This window comes from Micromonospora sp. A3M-1-15, assembly GCF_024213425.1.
GTDB classification, from domain to species: Bacteria; Actinomycetota; Actinomycetes; order Mycobacteriales; family Micromonosporaceae; genus Micromonospora; species Micromonospora chersina.
In genome coordinates this window covers 1,113,799-1,134,940 of record NZ_JANAVK010000001.1, presented here as the reverse complement: position 1 = coordinate 1,134,940, position 21,142 = coordinate 1,113,799, and the positions used below count along the sequence as shown (strand labels likewise).

At 75.3% G+C, this 21,142-nt stretch carries 13 protein-coding genes; 8 read left to right on the top strand and 5 right to left on the bottom strand.

Translation table 11 applies throughout. From position 1 onward, the window contains the following. Positions 1 to 243: 243 nt before the first annotated feature. The 6 genes from ligA (at position 244) to NLX85_RS05090 (ending at position 11,208) form a co-directional block, all read left to right on the top strand. Positions 244 to 2,379, top strand: coding sequence for an NAD-dependent DNA ligase LigA (gene ligA, locus NLX85_RS05115; protein WP_254331856.1), 2,136 nt, complete (start codon positions 244 to 246; stop codon positions 2,377 to 2,379). Positions 2,380 to 2,531: 152 nt separating this feature from the next. Then, complete coding sequence (locus tag NLX85_RS05110) at positions 2,532 to 5,291, top strand: EAL domain-containing protein (protein ID WP_254331855.1); 2,760 nt, start codon at positions 2,532 to 2,534, stop codon at positions 5,289 to 5,291. A gap of 150 nt (positions 5,292 to 5,441) precedes the next feature. After that, a complete protein-coding gene (gatC, locus tag NLX85_RS05105) occupies positions 5,442 to 5,747 on the top strand; it encodes an Asp-tRNA(Asn)/Glu-tRNA(Gln) amidotransferase subunit GatC (protein ID WP_254331854.1) in 306 nt (101 codons plus the stop codon). Continuing rightward, positions 5,744 to 7,219 carry an Asp-tRNA(Asn)/Glu-tRNA(Gln) amidotransferase subunit GatA gene (gatA, locus tag NLX85_RS05100; protein ID WP_254331853.1) on the top strand — a complete coding sequence of 492 codons (1,476 nt, stop codon included), beginning with the start codon at positions 5,744 to 5,746 and terminating at the stop codon, positions 7,217 to 7,219. Before gatC ends, gatA begins: the two co-directional genes overlap by 4 nt. A 13-nt stretch (positions 7,220 to 7,232) precedes the next feature. Further along, positions 7,233 to 8,732 carry an Asp-tRNA(Asn)/Glu-tRNA(Gln) amidotransferase subunit GatB gene (gene gatB / locus NLX85_RS05095; protein WP_254331852.1) on the top strand — a complete coding sequence of 500 codons (1,500 nt, stop codon included), beginning with the start codon at positions 7,233 to 7,235 and terminating at the stop codon, positions 8,730 to 8,732. A gap of 118 nt (positions 8,733 to 8,850) precedes the next feature. Next, on the top strand, positions 8,851 to 11,208 hold the full coding sequence (locus NLX85_RS05090; RefSeq protein WP_254331851.1) for a pyruvate dehydrogenase: 2,358 nt from the start codon (positions 8,851 to 8,853) through the stop codon (positions 11,206 to 11,208). 3 nt (positions 11,209 to 11,211) lie between these two features. On the opposite strand, the gene NLX85_RS05085 is transcribed toward NLX85_RS05090, so the two are convergent. The 3 genes from NLX85_RS05085 to NLX85_RS05075 are packed head-to-tail and all read right to left on the bottom strand — an operon-like array spanning position 11,212 to position 15,915. Continuing rightward, positions 11,212 to 12,822 carry a metallophosphoesterase gene (locus tag NLX85_RS05085; RefSeq protein ID WP_254331850.1) on the bottom strand — a complete coding sequence of 537 codons (1,611 nt, stop codon included), beginning with the start codon at positions 12,820 to 12,822 and terminating at the stop codon, positions 11,212 to 11,214. 55 nt (positions 12,823 to 12,877) lie between these two features. Further along, complete coding sequence (locus tag NLX85_RS05080; protein WP_254331849.1) at positions 12,878 to 14,053, bottom strand: sorbosone dehydrogenase family protein; 1,176 nt, start codon at positions 14,051 to 14,053, stop codon at positions 12,878 to 12,880. Positions 14,054 to 14,109: 56 nt separating this feature from the next. Beyond that, the gene (locus tag NLX85_RS05075; protein WP_254331848.1) at positions 14,110 to 15,915 is read right to left on the bottom strand and encodes a SpoIIE family protein phosphatase; all 1,806 of its coding nucleotides are present in this window, start codon (positions 15,913 to 15,915) and stop codon (positions 14,110 to 14,112) included. 142 nt (positions 15,916 to 16,057) lie between these two features. Between NLX85_RS05075 and NLX85_RS05070 the strand changes: the two genes are divergently transcribed. Further along, positions 16,058 to 16,984 (top strand): 2-hydroxyacid dehydrogenase, encoded by a 927-nt coding sequence (locus tag NLX85_RS05070; RefSeq protein WP_254331847.1) that lies wholly within the window; start codon positions 16,058 to 16,060, stop codon positions 16,982 to 16,984. A gap of 4 nt (positions 16,985 to 16,988) precedes the next feature. Here NLX85_RS05070 and NLX85_RS05065 read toward each other — a convergent pair whose 3' ends face one another. Further along, a complete protein-coding gene (locus NLX85_RS05065; RefSeq protein ID WP_187399617.1) occupies positions 16,989 to 17,366 on the bottom strand; it encodes a PH domain-containing protein in 378 nt (125 codons plus the stop codon). A 247-nt stretch (positions 17,367 to 17,613) separates the two neighbouring features. Between NLX85_RS05065 and NLX85_RS05060 the strand changes: the two genes are divergently transcribed. Further along, positions 17,614 to 19,896 carry an EAL domain-containing protein gene (locus tag NLX85_RS05060; protein WP_254331846.1) on the top strand — a complete coding sequence of 761 codons (2,283 nt, stop codon included), beginning with the start codon at positions 17,614 to 17,616 and terminating at the stop codon, positions 19,894 to 19,896. 31 nt (positions 19,897 to 19,927) lie between these two features. Here the strand turns inward: NLX85_RS05060 and NLX85_RS05055 are convergent, their stop codons facing one another. After that, positions 19,928 to 20,947 carry a LacI family DNA-binding transcriptional regulator gene (locus NLX85_RS05055; RefSeq protein ID WP_254331845.1) on the bottom strand — a complete coding sequence of 340 codons (1,020 nt, stop codon included), beginning with the start codon at positions 20,945 to 20,947 and terminating at the stop codon, positions 19,928 to 19,930. Positions 20,948 to 21,142 lie beyond the last annotated feature (195 nt).

Sequence of the window (21,142 nt, the reverse complement as noted above, 5' to 3'; positions counted from 1 at the left end):
ACCGCCGCCCGGCGATCCTCGCACGCCGACCACCCCGCCGCCCCGCACCACGACCCCGGCCACGACCCGGTAACCGCTGGTCGATCATGAGGTTGGCGCGGTGGAATGTCCGCCTCGGCGCCGCCAACCTCATGATCGACGGGGAACGGAACGACGGGGCGGGGGCGGTTGTCAGGCCCGCCCGCTACGGTGCGGGGGTAGCACGATCACGGGAGGTCGACAGCGGTGTCCGAAGGCGGCAGGGTGTCCGAAGAAGCGATTCCCCAGACGGTCAGCGCCGCGCAGGAGGCGGCGGCGGGCGCCGAACCGACCCCGGAGGCGCGGGAGCGGCACGCCACGCTGAGCCAGGAGCTCACCGAGCACCAATACCGCTACTACGTGCTGGACGCGCCGACCGTCTCCGACGCCGAGTTCGACAAGCAGCTGCGCGAGCTGGAGGCCCTGGAGGAGGAATACCCGGCCCTGCGCACCCCCGACTCGCCGACCCAGCGCGTCGGCGGCACCTTCTCCACCGACTTCACCCCGGTGGCCCACGCCGAGCGGATGCTCTCGCTCGACAACGCCTTCGCCGACGAGGAGCTGGCCGCGTGGGCCGAGCGGGTCGAGCGGGACGCCGGCGGCCCGGTGCCCTACCTCTGTGAGCTGAAGGTCGACGGCCTGGCCATCAACCTGACCTACGAGAAGGGGCGGCTGGTCCGGGCCGCCACCCGGGGCGACGGGCGCACCGGTGAGGACGTCACCGCAAACGTGCGCAGCATCCGGGACGTGCCGGCCCGGTTGACCCCCTCCGACGATTTCCCCGACGTGCCGGAGCTCCTCGAGGTGCGCGGCGAGATCTACTTCCCGGTGGCCGGCTTCGCCGACCTCAACGCCGGCCTGGTCGAGCAGGGCAAGGCCCCGTTCGCCAACCCGCGCAACGCGGCCGCCGGCAGCCTGCGCCAGAAGGACCCGCGGATCACCGCCTCCCGACCGCTGCGTCTCGTGGTGCACGGCATCGGCGCCCGGCGGGGCTTCCAGCCGGCCGCCCAGTCCGAGTCCTACGCGGCGCTCAAGGCGTGGGGGCTGCCCACCAGCGACCGCTGGCGGGTGGTGCCCGACCTGGCCGGGGTGGCCGAATACATCGCCTACTACGCCGAGCACCGGCACGACGTCGAGCACGAGATCGACGGCGTGGTGGTCAAGGTCGACCCGGTCTCGATCCAGGGCCGGCTCGGCTCGACCAGTCGCGCGCCGCGCTGGGCCATCGCCTTCAAGTACCCGCCGGAGGAGGTGACCACCAAGCTGCTCGACATCGACGTCAACGTGGGGCGCACCGGCCGGGTCACCCCGTTCGCCGTCCTCGAACCGGTCCGGGTCGCCGGTTCCACGGTCGCCCTGGCCACCCTGCACAACGCCCGCGAGGTCGAGCGCAAGGGCGTGCTCATCGGCGACACGGTGGTGTTGCGCAAGGCGGGCGACGTCATCCCCGAGGTGCTCGGCCCGGTGGTCGACCTGCGTCCCGCCGACGCGCGCCCGTTCGTCATGCCCACCACCTGCCCGGCCTGCGGCACCCCGCTCGCGCCGGCCAAGGAGGGTGACATCGACATCCGCTGCCCGAACTCGCGCAGTTGCCCCGCCCAGCTGCGGGAGCGGGTCTTCCACCTGGCCGGCCGGGGCGCCTTCGACATCGAGGTTCTCGGCTACAAGGGGGCCGCCGCGCTGCTCGACGCCGGGATCATCCACGACGAGGGCGACCTGTTCGCCCTCGACGCCGAGCAGCTCTCCCGCTCGCCGTTCTTCGTCAACAAGGACGGCAGCCTGGGCAGCAACGCCACCAAGCTGCTCGACAACCTGGCCGTGGCCAAGGAACGCGAGCTGTGGCGGGTGCTGGTCGCGCTCTCCATCCGGCACGTCGGCCCGACCGCGGCCCAGGCCCTCGCCCGGCACTTCCGCTCGGTCGAGGCGATCGACGCGGCGAGCGAGGAGGAGCTGTCCTCGGTGGACGGGGTCGGCCCGACCATCGCGGCCAGCATCAAGGAGTGGTTCGCCGTCGACTGGCACCGCGAGGTGGTGCGCAAGTGGGCCGAGGCGGGCGTACGGATGGCCGAGGAGGCCGGCGAGGAGGGTCCGCGCCCGCTCGACGGGGTGACGGTGGTGGTCACCGGCACGCTGGCCGGTTTCAGCCGTGACCAGGCGTCCGAGGCGATCCAGAGCCGGGGTGGCAAGGTCACCGGCTCGGTCTCCAAGAAGACCGGCTTCGTGGTGGTCGGCGACAACCCCGGGTCCAAGGCCGACAAGGCGGCCGACCTGAAGCTGCCGATCCTCGACGAGGACGGCTTCCGGGTGCTGCTGGAGTCCGGCCCGGACGCGGCCCGGGAGGTGGCCCGCGTCGAGGGCTGACCCCGCCCTCGCGCCGCTGCCTGCCGCGTATTCCAACTTAATTACGACTACGACCGATTCGTGACTGTCGTGTCGGGGAAATCGGCACCGAGGGCGTTTCATTGGCGTACGGCGTGTGACGGCGCGCGCCGGGGCCGATCCCGGGAGGTGCGATGGAGACCGGCGACCCGCGAAACTCCGTCCCGCCCGGGCGGACCGGGCCGTTCTTCGGCTTCGTCAGCGTGGTCGGCGTCCTGGCCCTGCTCGTCTCGGCCGGGCCGCTGGCCGCGCTCCCCGACGAGCTGCCCCACCTGCCGGCCGCCTTCTGGACCATGGCGGCGCTCGCCGTCGCCTGCGACGCCCGGCCGTTCGTGCCGCCCGGCCGGCGCCAGACCTCGGCGGTGTTCCCGTCGACGTGTTTCACCTTCGCCATCCTGCTCGGCTGGGGGCTCGGCCCGGCCGTCGCGGTGCAGGCCGTGGCGGTGGCCGTCTCCGGCTGGCGGCTCGGCTACGCCGGCTGGCGCACCGCCTTCAACGGGGCCCAGTACGCGTGCGCGCTGGCCGCCGCGTACGGGGTCACCCGGCTCGGGTCGGGCGAGCTCTTCGACGGCGGCCGGCTGCACTGGACCGACGTGGCGGCGGTGGGCGGCGCCACGGCGGCCTGGTTCGTGGTCAACTACGGCCTGGTCAGCTCCGCCATCCGGCTGCGGTTCGGCGACCGCTGGTGGCCCGCCGTCCGGCTCGGCCTGGCCTACGAGCTGCTCTCCACCGGCTCGCTGCTGCTGCTCGCCCCGGTGCTGGTGGCCGCCGCCCGGGCCAGCGCCGCGCTGATCCCGCTGGTGCTGGTGCCGCTGTTCGCGGTCTACCGGATGGCGCGGCTCTCCGCCGAGCGGGAACAGCTCGCCGACCTCGACCCGCTGACCGGGCTGCCCAACCGCAAGGCCCTGCTCACCGAGGTGGCCGAGCAGGTGCACCTGCACGCCGAGCGGGCGGCCCGCGGCGAGCCGGACGCCCACCTGGCCCTGCTGCTGCTCGACCTCGACCGGTTCAAGCACGTCAACGACGCGCTCGGGCACGCCGTGGGGGACCGGCTGCTGGTCGAGGTGAGCGCCCGGCTGATCGAGGTGGTCGGCGAGGAGGACCTGGTGGCGCGGCTCGGCGGCGACGAGTTCGCCATCGTCGTGCCCCGGCTCACCGGCACCGACCAGGCCCGCGAGCGGGCCGACCGGGTGGTGGCCGCGCTCGCCGAGCCGGTGCCGCTGGACGGCCTGCCGCTGGACGTGGGCGGCTCCATCGGCATCGCCCTCTTCCCCGAGCACGGCGAGGACTTCGCCACCCTGATGCGCCATGCCGACGTGGCCATGTACGACGCGAAGCACCGCAACGACACGGTCGCCGTCTACGCGGCCGAGTCCGACCACAACTCCGCCGAGCGGCTGAGCCTGCTCGCCGACCTGCGCAGGGTGCTGGAGTCCGGCCCGCGGGCCCCGGCCGAGGAGCCGACCGGCGTACGCGGCGGCGACGGCGCGGCCCTCGCCCCGGCGCCCGGCCTGCCGGACCCGTCGGCGCGGCCGGCCCGCGGCGACGCCCTGCCCCGCAACGGCGGCCGGGCCGGCGGTGCGCGGCCCGGGGACGGGCCCGCGGACGGTGCCGGTGCGGCACGGCCGGGGCCGCGCCGCACGCTGGAGCGGTCGGGCCGGTGGGGGCTGCGGCGGCGCGAGCGGGTGGAGGTGCGGCACGACGACGAGCTGATCAACCGGATCGTCACGGGCGCGGACCCGATCCGCCGTCGGGCCGCGCGCCCGGCCGCCGGAGCCGAAGGCCCGGCCACCGCGCCCGACGACCGCGACCGGCTCACCCCGGCCGCCGCGCCCGGTGACGGTGACCGGCTCACCCCGGCCTTCGACGCCGCGGCCGCGGGCGTGGAGCAGGTCGAGGCGCCTCACGGCCGGCCCGGTGCGGTGCTCGGCCGCCCGGCCGGGACCGTGTCCGCCGACCGTCCGGAGCTTGGCGGTCCGGATCTGCCGGACGCCGGCCGGCGGGCGGGCGCCACGGGCGACGCCGCGCCGGCCCCGGCCCGGACGGCGGACCGGCGCGGCCCGGGCGGGGCCCGCCGCAGCGGCGGAAGCGGGCTCGACGACCCGGCCGGGGATCCCGGCGAGATCACCATGTACTACCAGCCGCAGATCGCCATCGCGACCGGCGAGGTGGTGGGGGTCGAGGCGCTGCTGCGCTGGCGGCACCCGCGCCGGGGCATGGTCGACCCGGGTGAGCTGATCCAGGTCGCCGAGCAGAGCGCGGTGATGCGGCTGCTCACCCGCCGGGTGGTGGACGACGTGGTGGAGCAGCTCGCCAAGTGGTCGGCGGCCGGCCTCACGCTGCGCGCCGCGCTCAACGTCAGTGTCCGGGACATGCACACCGGCGAGATCGCCGACCAGATCGCCGACCGGCTGGCCCGGTACGGCGTCCCCCCGGACCGGCTCCAGGTGGAGATCACCGAGGGCGCGCTGATGGCCGACCCGCGGCGGGTGCTGGCCAGCATCACCCAGCTGCACCGGATCGGGGTCGGCATCGCGCTGGACGACTTCGGCACCGGCTACTCGTCGTTGCAGCACCTGCGCCGGCTGCCGCTGTCCGAGGTGAAGGTGGACCGGTCGTTCGTGCTCGGGATGGCCGACGACCCCGACGACGCGGCCATCGTCCGGTCGATGATCGAGCTGGCCGGGGCGCTCGGGCTGCGGGTGGTGGCCGAGGGCGTGGAGGACGAGCGCACCTGGCGGCTGCTGCACGCGGCCGGCTGCGACGTGGCGCAGGGCTGGTTCCACGCCCGGCCCATGCCGGCCGAGGAACTGGTCGCCTGGCTGTCCCGCTACCGCCCGGTCCACCCGGCCGTCGCGGCGGACGGCGAAGGGCCGCGCCGCCCGCCCCGCTGAACCGTGCCCGCGGGCCGGCACCGGGAGTCGGAGGCGTCGACCCGACCGGAGGGCAATAGACTCGCTCCGGTCACCGCGCGTCATCGTCACCGGCGAGCGCGCGGCCGGCACACCGCAGACGCAGCAGGACAGCCACGAAGGGGGCACCCGATGGCCGCCATCTCCCGCGAGGAGGTCGCGCACCTCGCGCGACTGTCGCGGCTCGCCGTCACCGAGGAGGAGCTGGACGTCTTCGCCGGCCAGCTGGACGTGATCCTCCAGTCGGTCGCCCAGGTGGGCGAGGTCGCCGCGGCGGACATCCCGCCGACGTCCCACTCGGTGCCGCTGACCAACGTCCTCCGCGAGGACGTGGTGACGCCGTGCCTGACCCCGCAGGAGGCGCTGTCGGGTGCGCCCGACGCCGAGGAGCAGCGGTTCCGCGTCCCGCGGATCCTGGACGAGGATGTGGCTTCATGACTGACCTGACCCGGCTCACCGCCGCCGAGATCGCCGGCCTGGTGGCGGCCGGCGAGACCTCCGCCGTGGAGGTCACGCGGGCCCACCTGGACCGGATCACCGCCGTCGACGAGCGGGTGCACGCCTTCCTGCACGTCGACACCGAGGGCGCGCTGGCCGCCGCCCGCAGCGTGGACGAGCGCCGGGCCGCCGGCGAGGACCTGGGCCCCCTCGCGGGCGTGCCGGTCGCCGTGAAGGACGTGCTCACCACGAAGGGCGTGCCGACCACCGTCGGCTCGAAGATCCTGGAGGGCTGGCGCCCGCCGTACGACTCGACGATCGTCGAGCGGCTGCGCGGGGCCGGCACCGTGATGCTCGGCAAGACCAACATGGACGAGTTCGCCATGGGCTCCTCCACCGAATACTCGGCGTACGGCCCGACCCGCAACCCGTGGGACCTGGACCGCATCCCGGGCGGCTCGGGCGGCGGCAGCGCCGCGGCGCTGGCCGCGTACGAGGCGCCGCTGTCGATCGGCTCGGACACCGGCGGCTCGATCCGCCAGCCCGGCGCGGTCACCGGCACGGTCGGCGCGAAGCCCACCTACGGCGGCACCTCGCGCTACGGCCTGGTGGCGTTCTCCTCCTCGCTGGACACCCCCGGCCCGTGCGCGCGCAACGTGCTGGACGCCGCGCTGCTGCACAAGGTGATCGCCGGTCACGACCCGCGCGACTCCACCTCCATCCCGGCCCCGGTGCCGGACGTGGTGAGCGCCGCGAAGCTGGGCGCGTCCGGCGACCTGACCGGGGTGAAGCTCGGTGTGGTCACGGAGTTCACCGGCGAGGGCGCCGAGCCGGGCGTGATGGCCGCGTTCCGCGAGTCGGTGGAGGCGCTGGCGAAGCTGGGCGCCGAGATCGTCGAGGTCTCCTGCCCGCACTTCCAGTACGCGCTGCCGGCCTACTACCTGATCGCGCCGAGCGAGTGCTCCTCCAACCTGGCCCGGTTCGACGGCGTCCGGTTCGGCCTGCGGGTCGGCGACGACGGCAACCGGTCCCTGGAGGAGGTCATGTCGCTGACCCGGGAGGCCGGCTTCGGCCCCGAGGTCAAGCGGCGCATCATGGTCGGCACCTACGCGCTCTCCTCGGGCTACTACGACGCCTACTACGGGCAGGCGCAGAAGGTCCGCACCCTGATCACCCGGGACTTCACGGCCGCCTTCGAGCGGGTGGACGCGCTCATCTCGCCGACCACCCCGTTCGTGGCCTTCCCGATCGGGTCGCGCACCGCCGACCCCTACCAGATGTACCTGGCCGACCTGTTCACCATCCCGACGAACCTGTACGGCGGGCCGGCCATCTCGGTCCCGTGCGGCCTGTCCGAGGGGCTCCCGGTCGGTTTCCAGATCATGGCCCCGACCATGGCCGACGACCGGATGTACCGGGTCGCCGCCGCGCTGGAGTCCACGGTCGGCACGTTCACCCCACCGGCACTGTGAGGCAGGAGCAGCGATGACGACGACACTGCCCGCGTACGACGAGGTCGTGGCGCGCTACGAACCGGTGATCGGCCTGGAGACCCACGTCGAGCTGGGCACGAACACCAAGATGTGGTGCGGCTGCCCGACCGACTTCGGCGGCGAGCCGAACACCCGGGTCTGCCCGGTCTGCCTGGGCCTGCCCGGCTCGCTGCCGGTGGCCAACAAGGCGGCCATCGAGGCGACCATCCGGATCGGCCTCGCGCTGAACTGCTCCATCGCCGAGTGGTGCCGGTTCGCGCGGAAGAACTACTTCTACCCGGACATGCCGAAGAACTTCCAGATCAGCCAGTACGACGAGCCGCTCTGCGTCGACGGCTACCTGGACGTCGACGTCAACGGCGAGACCGTGCGGATCGGCATCGAGCGGGTGCACCTGGAGGAGGACACCGGCAAGACGCTGCACGTCGGCGGCGCCACCGGCCGGATCCACGGCGCCACCGAGTCGCTCGTCGACTACAACCGGGCCGGCATCCCGCTCGTCGAGATCGTCACCAAGCCGATCCCCGGCACCGGCGCGCTCGCCCCCGAGGTGGCCCGGGCGTACGTCACCGAGCTGCGCGACGTGATCCGCTCGCTGGGCGTCTCCGACGTCCGGATGGAGGAGGGCTCGCTGCGCTGCGACGTCAACACCTCGCTGAACCTGCCGGGCGAGGAGTGGGGCACCCGCACCGAGACCAAGAACGTCAACTCGCTGCGCTCGGTCGAGCGGGCGGTCCGCTCGGAGATGCTGCGCCAGGCGTCGGTGCTCGACGCCGGCGGCACCATCACCCAGGAGACCCGGCACTTCCACGAGGACACCGGGGACACCACCCCCGGCCGGTCCAAGGAGACCGCCACCGACTACCGGTACTTCCCGGAGCCGGACCTGGTCCCGCTGGCGCCGGACACCGCCTGGGTGGCCGAGTTGAAGGCCGCCCTGCCGGAGCTGCCGCGGCTGCGGCGCAAGCGCATCCAGCAGGACTGGGGCCTGTCCGACCTGGACATGCAGTCGGTGGTCAACGCCGGTGCGGTCGAGCTGATCGAGCGGACCGTGGCCGCCGGCGCCACCCCGGCCGCCGCCCGCAAGTGGTGGCTGGGTGAGCTGTCCCGGCGGGCCAACGAGACCGGTGTGGAGCTGGCCGACGTCGGGGCCACCCCGGAGCAGGTCGCCGAGCTGCAGGGCCTGGTCGACGCCGGCAAGCTCAACGACAAGCTGGCCCGCGTCGTCCTGGAGGGCGTGGTGGGCGGCGAGGGCTCGCCGACCGAGATCATGACCAACCGCAACCTCGAGGTGGTCTCCGACACGGGCGCGCTCACCGCCGCCGTCGACGAGGCGATCGCGGCCAACCCGGACGTCGCCGACAAGGTCCGCAGCGGCAAGGTCGCGGCGGCCGGCGCGCTGGTCGGCGCGGTCATGAAGACCACCCGCGGCCAGGCGGACGCCAAGACCGTCCGCGAGCTGATCCTGGCGCGCCTCGGCGTCCAGGGCTGAGTTCCGTCCCGAGGGCCGCCGTCGTGACCCGGCGGCGGCCCCCGGTCTGTTCCGAGTACGCGGCCACCCCGCACCCCCCGCGCGTGGGCGTCAACGGCGACGCCCGGATGGAGTCACCGTGAACCAGCACGACCTCGACGTCCTCGACGAGATCCAGCGGCGGGTGCTCTGGCTCGCCACCCGCATCGTGGACGCGGCCAACCACGACCGGGACACCGGCGACGGGGTGAAGGTCGGCGGCCACCAGGCGTCCAGCGCCTCACTGGTCACCGCCATGACCGCGCTCTGGTTCGCCCACCTGGACGCCGAGGACCGGGTCGCGGTCAAGCCGCACGCCTCGCCGGTCTTCCACGCCGTCCAGTACCTGCTGGGCAACCTGGACCGGTCCTACCTGCCCAAGCTGCGGGCGCGGGGCGGGTTGCAGTCGTACCCGTCCCGGACCAAGGACCCGGACGGCGTGGACTTCTCCACCGGCTCGGTCGGCCTGGGCGCCGCCGCGCCGCTGTTCGCCGCGGTCACCCGCCGCTACGTCGACGCGCACTTCGGCGAGCGGCCGCACTCCCGGTTCATCGCCCTCATCGGCGACGCCGAGCTGGACGAGGGCAACATCTGGGAGGCCGTCGCCGACCCGGCCACCACCGGGCTGGGCAACGTGATGTGGCTTGTCGACTTCAACCGACAGTCGCTGGACCGGGTCGTCCCCGGGGTGCGGATCAACCAGTGGCGCGGCCAGTTCGAGGCCGCCGGCTGGCACGTCGTCGAGGTCAAGTACGGCCGCCGGCTCGCCGAGGCGTACGAGCGGCCGGGCGGGGCGGCGCTGCGCGACTGGATCGACCTGATGCCCAACGAGCAGTACCAGTCGCTGTTCGGGCTGGCCGGGCCGGCCCTGCGCAAGCAGTTCCTGGACGGCGCCCCGGCCGAGGTGGCCGCCTTCGTGGCGGACATCCCCGACGACGAGCTGGGCCCGCTCGTCACCGACCTGGGCGGGCACGACCTCCAGGCGATGCTCGACGCGTACGCCCAGTGCGACGCGGTCACCGACCGGCCCAGCGTGGTCTTCGCCTACACCGTCAAGGGGTGGGGGCTGCCGATCGCCGGCAACCCGCGCAACCACTCCGCGCTGCTCACCACCGAGCAGGTCGACGCGCTGCGCGCCGCGCACGGCCTGACCCCCGACACCGAGTGGGACCGCCTCGACCCGGCGTCCCCGGCCGGCATCCGGGCCGGCGAGCGCCGGGAGGCGCTGTCCCGGGCGCCGCGCGAGCGGGCGCTGGGTGTCACCGTCCCGGAGACCACGAAGGTACGGGTGAACAAGCCCGTCTCCACCCAGGAGGTCTTCGGCCGGGTGCTCGTCGACCTGGCCCGCGACCCGAAGGTGGCGCCCTACCTGGTCACCACCGCGCCGGACGTGGCCACCTCCACCAACCTGGCCGGGTTCATCAACAAGACCGGGGTGTTCGCCCCCACCGAGCAGCGCTCCTGGACCGAGGACCGGATGCTGCGCTGGACCGAGACCCCCGCCGGGCAGCACATCGAGCTGGGCATCTCCGAGATGAACCTGTTCCTGCTGCTCGGCCAGCTCGGCCTGTCGTGGGACCTGTCCGGGCAGCCGCTGCTGCCGGTGGGCACGGTCTACGACCCGTTCGTGCTGCGCGGCCTGGACGCCTTCCTCTACGGCACCTACTCCGGCTCCCGGTTCGTGGTCGCCGGCACCCCGTCGGGCATCACCCTCGCCCCCGAGGGCGGCGCCCACCAGTCGACCATCACGGCCTCCGTCGGCCTGGAGCTGCCCGGGGTCACCTTCTGCGAGCCCGCGTACGCCGGCAGCCTCGACTGGCTGCTCTGCGACGCGCTCGGCCAGATCGCCGGGGGAGCGGCGCCGGCCGCCACCGCCGCGCCCGCCGAGGACGGGGCGTACTACTTCCGGCTCAGCACCCGGCCGATCGACCAGGCGCCGTTCGAGGCGGCCCGGGCCCGGCTCGGCGACGCGGTGCTGCGCCGGCAGGTGGTGGCGGGCGCCTACCGGCTCGTCGACGCGCACGAGGCGTACCCCCACCTGGCGGACGCCCCGGTCGTGCAGCTCGCCGCCTCCGGCGCGGTGCTGCCGGAGGTCCTGGCGGCCGCCGCGGAGCTGGCGGAGGAGGGGGTCGCGGCGCACGTGGTCGACGTGACGAGCCTGGACCGGCTCTACCGGGCCTGGCAGCGGACGCTGCGCCAGGGCGTGCGGACGGCGACCGTGCCGAGCGTGCCCGGCGCGCTGCGGTCGGCCTTCGCCGACCGGGTGCCGGTGGTCACCGTGCACGACGCCGCCTCGCACGCGATGGCCTGGCTCGGCTCGGCGCTCGGCGCGCCGGCGGTCCCGCTCGGGGTGGACGAGTTCGGCCAGTCCGGCAGCGTCGGCGAGCTGTACGAGCTGCACGACCTGCTGCCCGGCAGCATCGTCAACGCCGCGCTGGCCGCCCTCTCGCTGCGCTGAGCGTCAGCCGGTGGGGCTCGGCGTCGCGGTCGGGCTGCCGCTCGGGGCGGGCGACACGGGCCCGCCCCGGGTCGGGGTCGGGGTCACCGGCACCTGGTCACCCTTCTTCGGGTCCTGGATGATGTGCCGTTCCAGGTTGACCTGCGACTGCCCGGTCCCGCCCACGGTGATGTCGTCGTACGCCTGCAGCAGCTTCTGCTGGTCGAAGTAGAGCACCGTCATCGACAGCGGGGTGGGCTTCTCGCCCTCCAGGCCGCGCAGCCCGGCGCCGCCCGTGGAGCCCTCGACGAAGAGCTGGGTCGGCTGCTTGTCCGGCACCTGCGGCAGCTTCGACACCTGCCGGGCGTGGGTGTGCCCGGCCAGCACCAGCGGGCAGGTGCCGGAGAGCGGGCCGGCCGAGGCCGGGTCGTGCACCAGCGCGATGTTCACCGGCTTCGGTGACGCCTTGACCGTGGCGGCGAGCTGCTCGCCGGCCCCGATCACCTGGTCGGCGACGACCTTGGTGAGCCCGCTGCCGGCCGGCGAGGTCTCCTTGTCGGGGGTGAACCGGGGATCCCCGATGCCGGCGATGGTGAGCCCGGCGACCGTGGTCGTGGAGTTGTCCAGCACGACGGCGTTCGGCTGCGCGGCCACCGCGGCGGCCGTCTTCGCCGAGTCGTGGTTGCCGCGGATGTAGACGTACGGCTTCTTGAGCAGGCCGATCGAGCCGACGAAGGACGCCTCCGGCTCGCTGCCCCAGTCGGTGATGTCGCCGGTGTCGATCACCACGTCGATGTTGAACTGCTCCACCACGGTGCGGATGAGCTGCCAGCCGGTCGGGTTGAGGTGCATGTCGGAGACGTGCAGCACCCGGGTGGTGCCGGGCGACGGCTGGACCACCGGCAGCGCGGAGACCGTGGTGTAGAGCTTGCTGACGTTGCCGACCAGCCGTTGCAGCTGTTCGGCGTACTTGGTGTAGTCGTTGGCGATCCGCCGCGCGTCACCGACGATGGCCGGCGCGTTGACCAGCAGCCCCTCGTAGCGTGGCTCCTCGATCGCCTGCGGCCGGATGGTGGCGGCGGCCAGGCCGAGGCTGCCGGCGGTGACCGCCAGCGCCAGCCCGCCGGCCCAGGCGGTGCGGCGCGCATCGCGGAAGACAAGCCCGGCCAGGAGCAGGGTGGCCAGCACCGACGAGGCGAGGGTCTTCAGGCCGAGCCGCATCACGCCGGCCCGCACGTCCTCGACCGCCGACTGGCTGGCCCGGCTGATGCTCGCCGGGTCGTCGATCAGCGCCTCGGTGCGCCGCTGGTCCAGCGCGCCCAGCTCGACGGTCAGGTACGCCGGCCCGTCGTGGCTGTCGAGCAGCAGCGCGCCGAGCGGCGGGATGTCGACGGTGGTGCCGCCGCTCAGCGACGGGCTGAGGTTGAGCTGCGCGCGGAACGGCCCGATGTCGGTGCCGACGTGCCCGCCGGCGTAGGTGCCGGCCACCACGCCGGCCAGCGTGACCACGAGCAGGGCCAGCACCACGCCGAGCCGGCGCAGCCAGGTGCCGGGCCGCCACCGGCGGCGGGCGCGCGCGTCCTCCGGGGTCGCCTCGTCCCCGGCGCCGTGCTGCTCGTTCTCCTGGCCGTCCATGCTGAGATTCTGACCTGCCCGTAGAAGGATCTTGGCAAACCCGCCGGATGCGGGATCAGCTCCGTCCGGCGCCGCCGTCGGCGAAGACCAGCCGCAGGATCCGGTCGTCGTCGCCGGCCGGCTTGCCACGCCCGTCCCGGTTGGAGGTGCTCACCCAGACCGACCCGTCCGGCGCCACGGCGGCGGCCCGCAGCCGGCCGTACCGGCTGGTGAACAGTTCGCGCGGCTGGCCGAGGACGGTGCCGTTGCCGGCCAGCCCGACCAGCCAGAGCCGCTGCCCACGCAGGCAGGCGGTGACCAGCAGCCGCTCCACGGCCGCCAGGCCGGAGCAGGAGGCGTCGCCGGTGCGCCACTGCACGATCGGGTTGACGTAGCGCTTGTCGTCGCCGCGCCCCTCGACCTGCGGCCAGCCGTAGTTGCCGCCCTTGTTGATCTGGTTGATCTCGTCCCAGGTGTTCTGGCCGAACTCCACGGCGTACATCCGCTTGTCCGGCGTCCAGGCGAAGCCCTGCACGTTGCGGTGCCCGGTGGACCAGACCGGCGAGCCGGCGGTCGGGTTGCCGGGCGCGGGCTTGCCGTCCCGCGTGAGCCGCAGGATCTTGCCGCCGAGGCTCTTCGGGTCCTGCGCGTTCGCGGTGCGCCCGGCGTCGCCGGTGCTGGCGTAGAGGAAGCCGTCGGGGCCGAAGCCCAGCCCGCCGCCGTCGTGGTTGCCGGCCTTGGGGATGCCGGTGAGGATCGGGGTCGGCGGCCGGCCCAGCTCCAGCTTCGCGATCCGGTTGTCCGCGGTGCTCGTGTAGTAGACGAAGACCGTGCGGTCCCGGGCGTACGCCGGGGAGACCGCGATGCCGAGCAGGCCCCCCTCGCCGGCGGCGGCGACGTCCGGCACGGTCTGCACCACCCGGACGGTCATCCCCTCCGGCCCGGACTCCGGGCCGACCTGGAGGATCCGCCCGCTGTCCCGCTCGGTGACCAGCGCGCCGCCGTCGGGGAGGAAGGCGATGCCCCAGGGCACCGCCAGCCCCTTCGCGAGCACCGTGGCGACCACCTGCTGGCCGGCGCCCCCGGGGCTGGCCGAGGTCGACGGCGACGGGAGGTTTGGCGGCTCGCCGGCCGGGTCGGGATCCGGGTCGCCGAAGGCGCAGCCGGCGGTGCCCAGCAGCAGCGTCGCGCAGGACGCCGCCAGCGCCGCCCGCAGGCGGCCGGTGCGGGGGTACGGGGGACGCGACCTCACCTGGCCAGCCTAGCCGGGCCGGGTGGCGAACCGGGCCGGACGAACGGTCCCGCGGCTCAGCGGGCGCGCAGGGCGAGCAGGGCGACGTCGTCCTCCCGCCGGTGGGCGGCGGCGAGCAGCCGGTCGCAGAGGGTCGGGAGGGGGAGCGTCGCGGCGTCGGCGAGCTGCTCGACCAGCGCGGCCTGCCCCTCGTCGATCGGCTGGTCGCGGCGCTCGATGAGCCCGTCGGTGTGCAGCAGCAGGGTGTCGCCCGGTGCGAGGGTCAGCTCCCGGCGGGTGCGCGGGAGCGGGCGGGCCAGGCCGAGCAGCGGTCCCCGCGTCCCGTCCAGCACCTGCACCGGCCCCCCGGCGGGCAGCAGCAGCGGCGGCGGGTGCCCCGCGTTGCACCAGGAGAGCCGGAATCCGGACGGGGCCGGGCGGACCCGGGCCAGCACGGCGGAGGCCACGGTCGGCACGGGCAACCCCTGGATGGCCCGGTCGAGGTGGGTCATGAGCTCGTCGACCGGGTCGTTCCGCCCGTACGCGTCGCCGCGGACCAGGTTGCGCAGCTGGCCCATGGTCGCCGCCGCCTCGATGTCGTGCCCGGCCACGTCGCCGATCGCGGCGACCAGCTCGCCGTCGGGCTGGACGAAGGCGTCGTACCAGTCGCCGCCCACCTCCACCCGGTCGGCCGCCGGCAGGTAGCGCGCGGCCAGCTCGATGCCGGGCACCACGGGCAGGGTGGGCAGCATGCTGTGCTGGAGCACCTCGGCCACGTGCCGCTGCTCGCCGTAGAGCCGGCTGTTGCCCACGGCCTGGCCCGCGCGCCGGCCGATGTCCAGCGCCGTGCGCAGGTCGCTCTCGTCGAACCCGCGCCGGGCCGGCCCGTTGACAAGCGTGACGGCGCCGACGATCCGGTCCGCGGCCGCGGTGATCGGCACGGTGAGGTGCGAGCCGAAGCCCAGCCGGTCGGCCAGCGGCGCCAGTTCCGGCCGGGTGGTGCCCTGCTCCACGTCGGCCAGCGCGGCGGTGCCCCGCATGACCGACCGCCCGCTGCGCAGCACCGATCGGATGATCGAGTCCGGGCCGAGGCCGGTGGCCAGCAGCTCGGTGAAGCGGCCCAGGTCGGCCGCCCGGGCCGGGTCCCGGTGCATCCCCGAGACCGTCCGGGGGCGGCCCGCCGGGTCGACCAGGGTGATCAGGCACCAGTCGGCGAGCAGCGGGACCATGGCCTGCCCGAGCCGGTCCAGCGCCGTGGTCATGTCGAGCGTGCCGCCCAGCAGCTCGCTCAGCCCGGCCAGCATGGCGAGCCGGTCGTGCGCCTCCTCGGCGCGGCGGCGGGCCTGCTCGGCCCCCGCCACGGCGATCCGCAGCCGCAGCTCCGAGGAGCAGGCGGCGGCCAGGTCGGCGAGGGTGCGCAGCTGCTCGGCGGTCCAGGCCCGGGGCTTGCTGTCGATGGCGCAGAGCGAACCCAGCACGCGGCCGTCCAGGTCGGTCAGCGGCATCCCGGCGTACGCGACCACCCCGAGGTCCTCGATGGCCAGGTTCCGGCGCACGCGGGGGTAGAGGCGGGCGTCGGGCAGCACCATCGGCACCTCGACGTCGACCACGTGCTGGCAGAACGAGTGGCTCAGCGGGGTCTCCCGCCGGCCGGCCCACGGCTCGGGCAGCCCGGTCGCGCCGGGGAAGAACTGGCGGTCGGCGGTGACCAGCGAGACCAGCGCGACCGGCACGTCGAGCAGGTCGCCGACCAGCCGCGCGAACCGGTCGAACGCCTCGTCGGGCGCCGAGCCGAGCCGGGTCTCGGCGAGGGACCGCAGCCGCTCGGGGTCGGCCAGCGCCGGAATCGGCACGACCGCACGTCCGGCGCTGTCCTCGCTCATGGCCACCCGTCTTCGACATGCGGAACGCCGGTCGGCGTTCCGCACTCGGTTATACCTCGCGCGGCCGACCGTCAACCCCGGCGAGCGGCGGTCATCACGGCCCGGCCGCCCGCGCCACCGGGTACGACTATCGTCGGCGGTCGTGAAGGTATGGATCCCGCACCCGGCCGGCCGGAGCCTCCTCGGCGAGCTGCCCGCGGGCGTCACCGTGGAACTGCTGACGGACCCGGCCCGGTTGCCGTCGTCCCCGTCCGGAGTGCGGTTCTGGGTGCCGCCCTTCCTGGCCGGCCCGGACGCCGGCGCGCTCCTGGCCGAGCTGCCGGACCTCGCGGTGGTGCAGCTCCTCTCCGCCGGGGCGGACGCCTGGGTGGGGCGGGTTCCCGACGGCGTGACGCTCTGCGACGCCCGGGGTGTGCACGACTCGGCCACCGCAGAGTGGGTGGTCGCCGCGATCCTGTCCGCGCTGCGCGGCTTCGGCCCGCTGGCGCGTGCCCAGGCCCGCCGCGAGTGGGCGTACGACGAGGTGGCCCCGACCGACGAGCTGGCCGGCAAGCGGGTGCTGCTCGTCGGCGCCGGCTCGATCGGCGCGGCCGTCCGGGCCCGGCTGGCACCCTTCGAGGTGAGCTTCACACTGGTCGCCCGGACGGCGCGCCCGGCCGAGGAGGTGCACGGGGTGGACGAGCTGCCCGCCCTGCTGCCCGAGGCGGACGTGGTGGTGCTGCTGGTGCCGTTGACCGACCAGACCCGGGGCCTGGTCGACGAGAAGTTCCTCGCCGCGATGCGGGACGGCGCGCTGCTGGTCAACGCCGCCCGGGGCCCGGTGGCCCGGACCTCGGCGCTGGTCGCCGAGCTGGCGTCGGGGCGGCTGCGGGCCGCGCTGGACGTGACCGATCCGGAGCCGCTGCCCGCCGACCATCCCCTGTGGGACCTGCCGAACGTCCTGCTCACCCCGCACGTCGCCGGCTCGGTCCGCGGCCTGCTGCCGCGGGCGTACCGGCTGGTGGGGGAGCAGGTACGCCGGTTCGCGGCCGGGGAGCCGCTGGTGAACCGGGTGGTGGACGGCTACTGACGGCTCAGCCCGCGGACTCCGGCAGCTCCTGACCGGTGGCGGAGACCAGCCGGGGCAGGTCGGCGGCGCGTACCGCGGGGAGCACCAGCGTCTCGCCGTCGTCGAGCCGGGCGACCGCCCGGCCGCGCGCGTCGGCGGTGAGCTCGGCGACCCGCGTCCAGGGCACCCGCCGCTGCCCCACGAGGGCCCGCAGCCGCAGCTCGCGGGCGTCCGCGTCGGTGCCGGCCCGCCACGCCCAGACACCGAGCGCGAGCGGGATCAGCAGCACCCAGAGCAGCCACCAGCGCGCGGTTGCCAGCGGCAGCGCGCCGATGAACGCGACGATCGCGGCGACCAGGATCGCCTGGTTGTAGCGGAAACGGACGGTGTCGGCGCGGCTCACCCCCCGATGATCCCACCCGGCGCCGGCCGCGATCCGGGCGGGCGGCGAGGCGTGGGCCGGCACATAGGTGTGACGGGCGTCACGTGCGGTGTCGCGTAACCCTGGGTGTCCGGGATCGTTTATGGGCGTGGCCGCGCCGGTCCCGTCCGGCGCCGGTCGTGCCCGAGACCCGACCTGCCCTGCCCGCTGACCCCGCACGTCGTACCGCAACCGCACCGCCCCGTGCCCCCTCACGAAGGCGACCGCCGTGCCCGTCACCCACCCCGCCGCCGGCCCCCGCAGCCGGCCACCGCTGCCCGACCTCGTCGTGTCGCTCGCCGGCGCGCTGTTCGTCCTGGCCGGCGCCGCCGGCCTCGTTCCCGGCCCGGCCGCCGTGGCGCTCGCCGTCGCCGGTGGCTGCGCCCTGGCCTGCGTCCGCCTCGCCTGGCTGGCCGGCGCCCCGCCCGACCCGCCCACCTCGCCCGAGCCGTCCGCACCCGCCGCCACGCCGACCGGCCGGCGGGCCCGACGGGTGGCGCTGTCCCGCCGGGTCGCCGGGATCCTCGACGTCGCCGTGCTGGCCGCCGGGCTCACCGTCGCGGTGCTGCCGCTGATCGAGCCAGCGCACCGGCTGCCGGTGGCGCTGGCCGGCCTGGCGGTGACCGCCCCGCTGTACGCCGTGGCCCTGCTCCGGCTGCCCGGCCGCTCCCGGCTGTCCGCCCGGGAGCGGCTGCGCCGCGGCGTGGACGTGGCCGGCCTCGGCGTCAGCCTCGTCTTCGCCGGCTGGGTGCTGCTGCCGCCCGGCCGAGTGCCGCCGGCCGCGCGGGCCGCCAGTGTCGGCGGCGCCGTGGCGCTGGCCGTGCTGCTGGTGGCCGCGCTCGCCGAGCGGCGCCGCCGGCCGGGCGCGGCCAGCTGCCACGCCGGCGCGGCGGCCACGCTGGGCGGCCTGGCCCTGCTCGTGGTGCTGCTGGCCTACGCCGCCCCGGACCCGGCCGTGCTGGCCGTCGCGCCGCCGCTGCTGGCCGGCGCGCTGGTCACCGCGGCCGGCGCCCGGCGCACCGCGGCCGGGGAGCGACCCCGGACCGGTGCCGCCCCGGCCGCCTGGCCCGGGCTCACGGCGCCGGCGGGCATCGCGGCGCTGGCCGCCGGTCAGCACCTGTGGACGGTGGGGGAGTTCACCGCCCCGGCGATCGCCCTGGGGTTGTCCGTCATCCCGCCCATGGTGGTCCGGGAGGTGCTGGCCGCCGCCGACCAGCGGCGCCGGGCCGAGCGGCTGGCCGCCAGCGAGGCGCGGCTGCGGCACCTGGTCGGCGACGAGAACCCGCCCGCCGGCGCCGCGCCGGTCGACCGGGCCGGGCTGGTCCGCGCCCTCGACCGGCGCGCCGGCGGCGCGCTGCTCGTGGTCGACCTGCACGGCGCCGACGAAACGGCGGTGCTGGACGCGCCGGTGCTGGCCGAGGTCGCCCGCCGGCTCCGGGCCGGCGCCGGCCCGCACGATGTGGTGGCCCGGCTCACCGACACCGAGTTCGCCGTGCTCACCGACGTGGGGCCGGTGCTCGCGTACGCGCTGGGCACCCGGCTGCTCGTCGCGTTCGGCGAGCCGTGCCCGCGGCCCGGCGGGGCGAGCCGGATCCGGGCCAGCGTGGGGCTCGCCGAGACCACCGGTGGGGAGCCGGAGGACGTGCTGCGCCAGGCCGACCTGGCCCGGCGGCGTGCCGTGCAGCTCGGCCGGGACCGGGTCGAGTGGTACGACGCCTACCTGGAGGAGCAGCTGGTCCGCCGGCTGGACCTGGAGCGGGAGCTGCCGGGCGCGGTGGCCCGGGGCGAGCTGGACCTGGTCTACCAGCCGGTGCTGGCGCTGGCCGGCCGGCTGCCGGTGGGCACCGAGGCGCTGTTGCGCTGGCGCAGCCCCGCGCTGGGCACGGTGCTGCCGGACGAGCTGCTGCCCGTCGCGGCCGACCTCGACCTACTCGGCGAGCTCGGGCGGTGGGTGCTGGACCGGGCCTGCCGGCAGCTCGCGGACTGGTCGGAAGGGGGTCGCGAGCTGTGGATGGCCGTCAACGTCACGCCCCGGGAGCTGGCCGCGCCCGACTTCGTGGCCCGCACCGCGACCGCGCTGGCCGCGTACGACGTGCCGCCGGAGCGCCTGGTCGTGGAGGTGGCCGAGCCGGCGGTGGCCGCCGAGCTGTCCACCGTGGTGGCCCGGCTCGCCGGCCTCCGCTCCCTGGGCGTGCGCACCGCGCTGGACGACTTCCGCGCCGAGCACGCCTCGCTGGCCCAGCTCCGCAGGCTCCCGATCGACCTGCTCAAGGTGGGCCCGCACCTGGTCGGGCCGGGCGCCGACGGGCAGCGCCCGCTGATCGACGTGGTGGCCAACCTCGGTGACCGGCTCGGCCTGGAGGTGGTGGTCGAGGGGCTGGAGTCCGACGCCCAGGTGGCCGGGGCGCGCCGGGCGGGCTGCCACTACGGGCAGGGCTTCGCGCTGGCCCGCCCGGCCCCCGCCGAGCGGGTGGAGGCGTGGTTCGAGGAGTTCCCCTCGACGCCGCGCTGACCTGGTCGTTCAGCCGGTTCGCTGAACCGGTTCACCGAGGGCGCGGGGGAGCCGTGCTGCCGCGCGGGGTGAGGTGGGCGGTCTCGTCCTGGAGGCCGGTGACCGGCTCGCCCGCGATCACGGCGAGGAGCTGCCGTGCGGCGTGCGCCCCGTACGCGGGGATGTCCCGGCCCAGCGCGGTCAGCGGTGGGTGCACGAGCTGGCAGAGCGGGGAGTCGTCCCAGGCCACGATCGACAGGTCGCCGGGCACGGCCAGCCCCATCTCCTGGGCCACGGAGAGCCCGGCGATCGCCATCACGTCGTTGTCGTAGATCACCGCGGTGGGCCGGCCGGTCGAGCTGAGCAGGCGGCGGGTGGCCCGCGCCCCCTCCTCGCCGGTGTAGTCGGACCAGACCGTGGTGGCCTCGTCCAGCCCGAGCCGCCGGCACACCTCGGTGAACGCGTCGGTGCGGATCTCGGTGTGCAGCAGCGAGGGCAGGCCGCCGACCCGGGCGATCCGCCGGTGCCCCAGCGCGACCAGGTACTCCACGGTCTCGACGAGGGCCGCCGCGTCGTCGGACCAGACGCTGGCCAGGCTGCCGGTGTGGCCGGGCCCGCCGATCACCACGGCGGGCAGTTGCAGCTCCTCCAGCGCCGGCACCCGCTGGTCGTCGGTGCGCAGGTCGCAGACGAACACGCCGTCCACCCGGCGCTCGGCCCACCAGCGGCGGTAGACCGCGATCTCCGCCTCCTGGTCGGCCACCACCTGGAGGGTCAGCGCGTACGAGCGGGCCGACAGCTCGGCCTCCACGCCGCTGATCAGCTCCATGAAGAAGGGCTCGATGCCCAGTATCCGGGCGGGCCGGCACAGGGCCAGGCCGACCGCCTTGGCGGTGGCGCCGGAGAGCGCCCGGGCGGCGCTGCTCGGGCTGAACCCGATCTCGGCCGCGATCGCCAGGATCCGCTGGCGGGTCGCCTCGGACACGCCGGGCTGCCCGTTCAGCGCGTACGACACCGCGCCCTTGGAGACCCCGGCCCGCCGGGCGACGTCGGCGATGGTCGGCCGCTTCACGGGCGCGCTCCTCCACTCGTCCGGCCCGCGCGGGGCCACCTTCGACAACCGGGGGTGACCGGCGGCTGTCACGCTACTGCACGGGAGCCGCGGTGCCGGCAGCGCGATGCGGCCCGGAACGGAACCAGGCGGCCCGTCACTTGCGCGGTTAAGCGTACGGCCCCACCCACCCCTTTCCGCCAGCCCCCTGGCTCA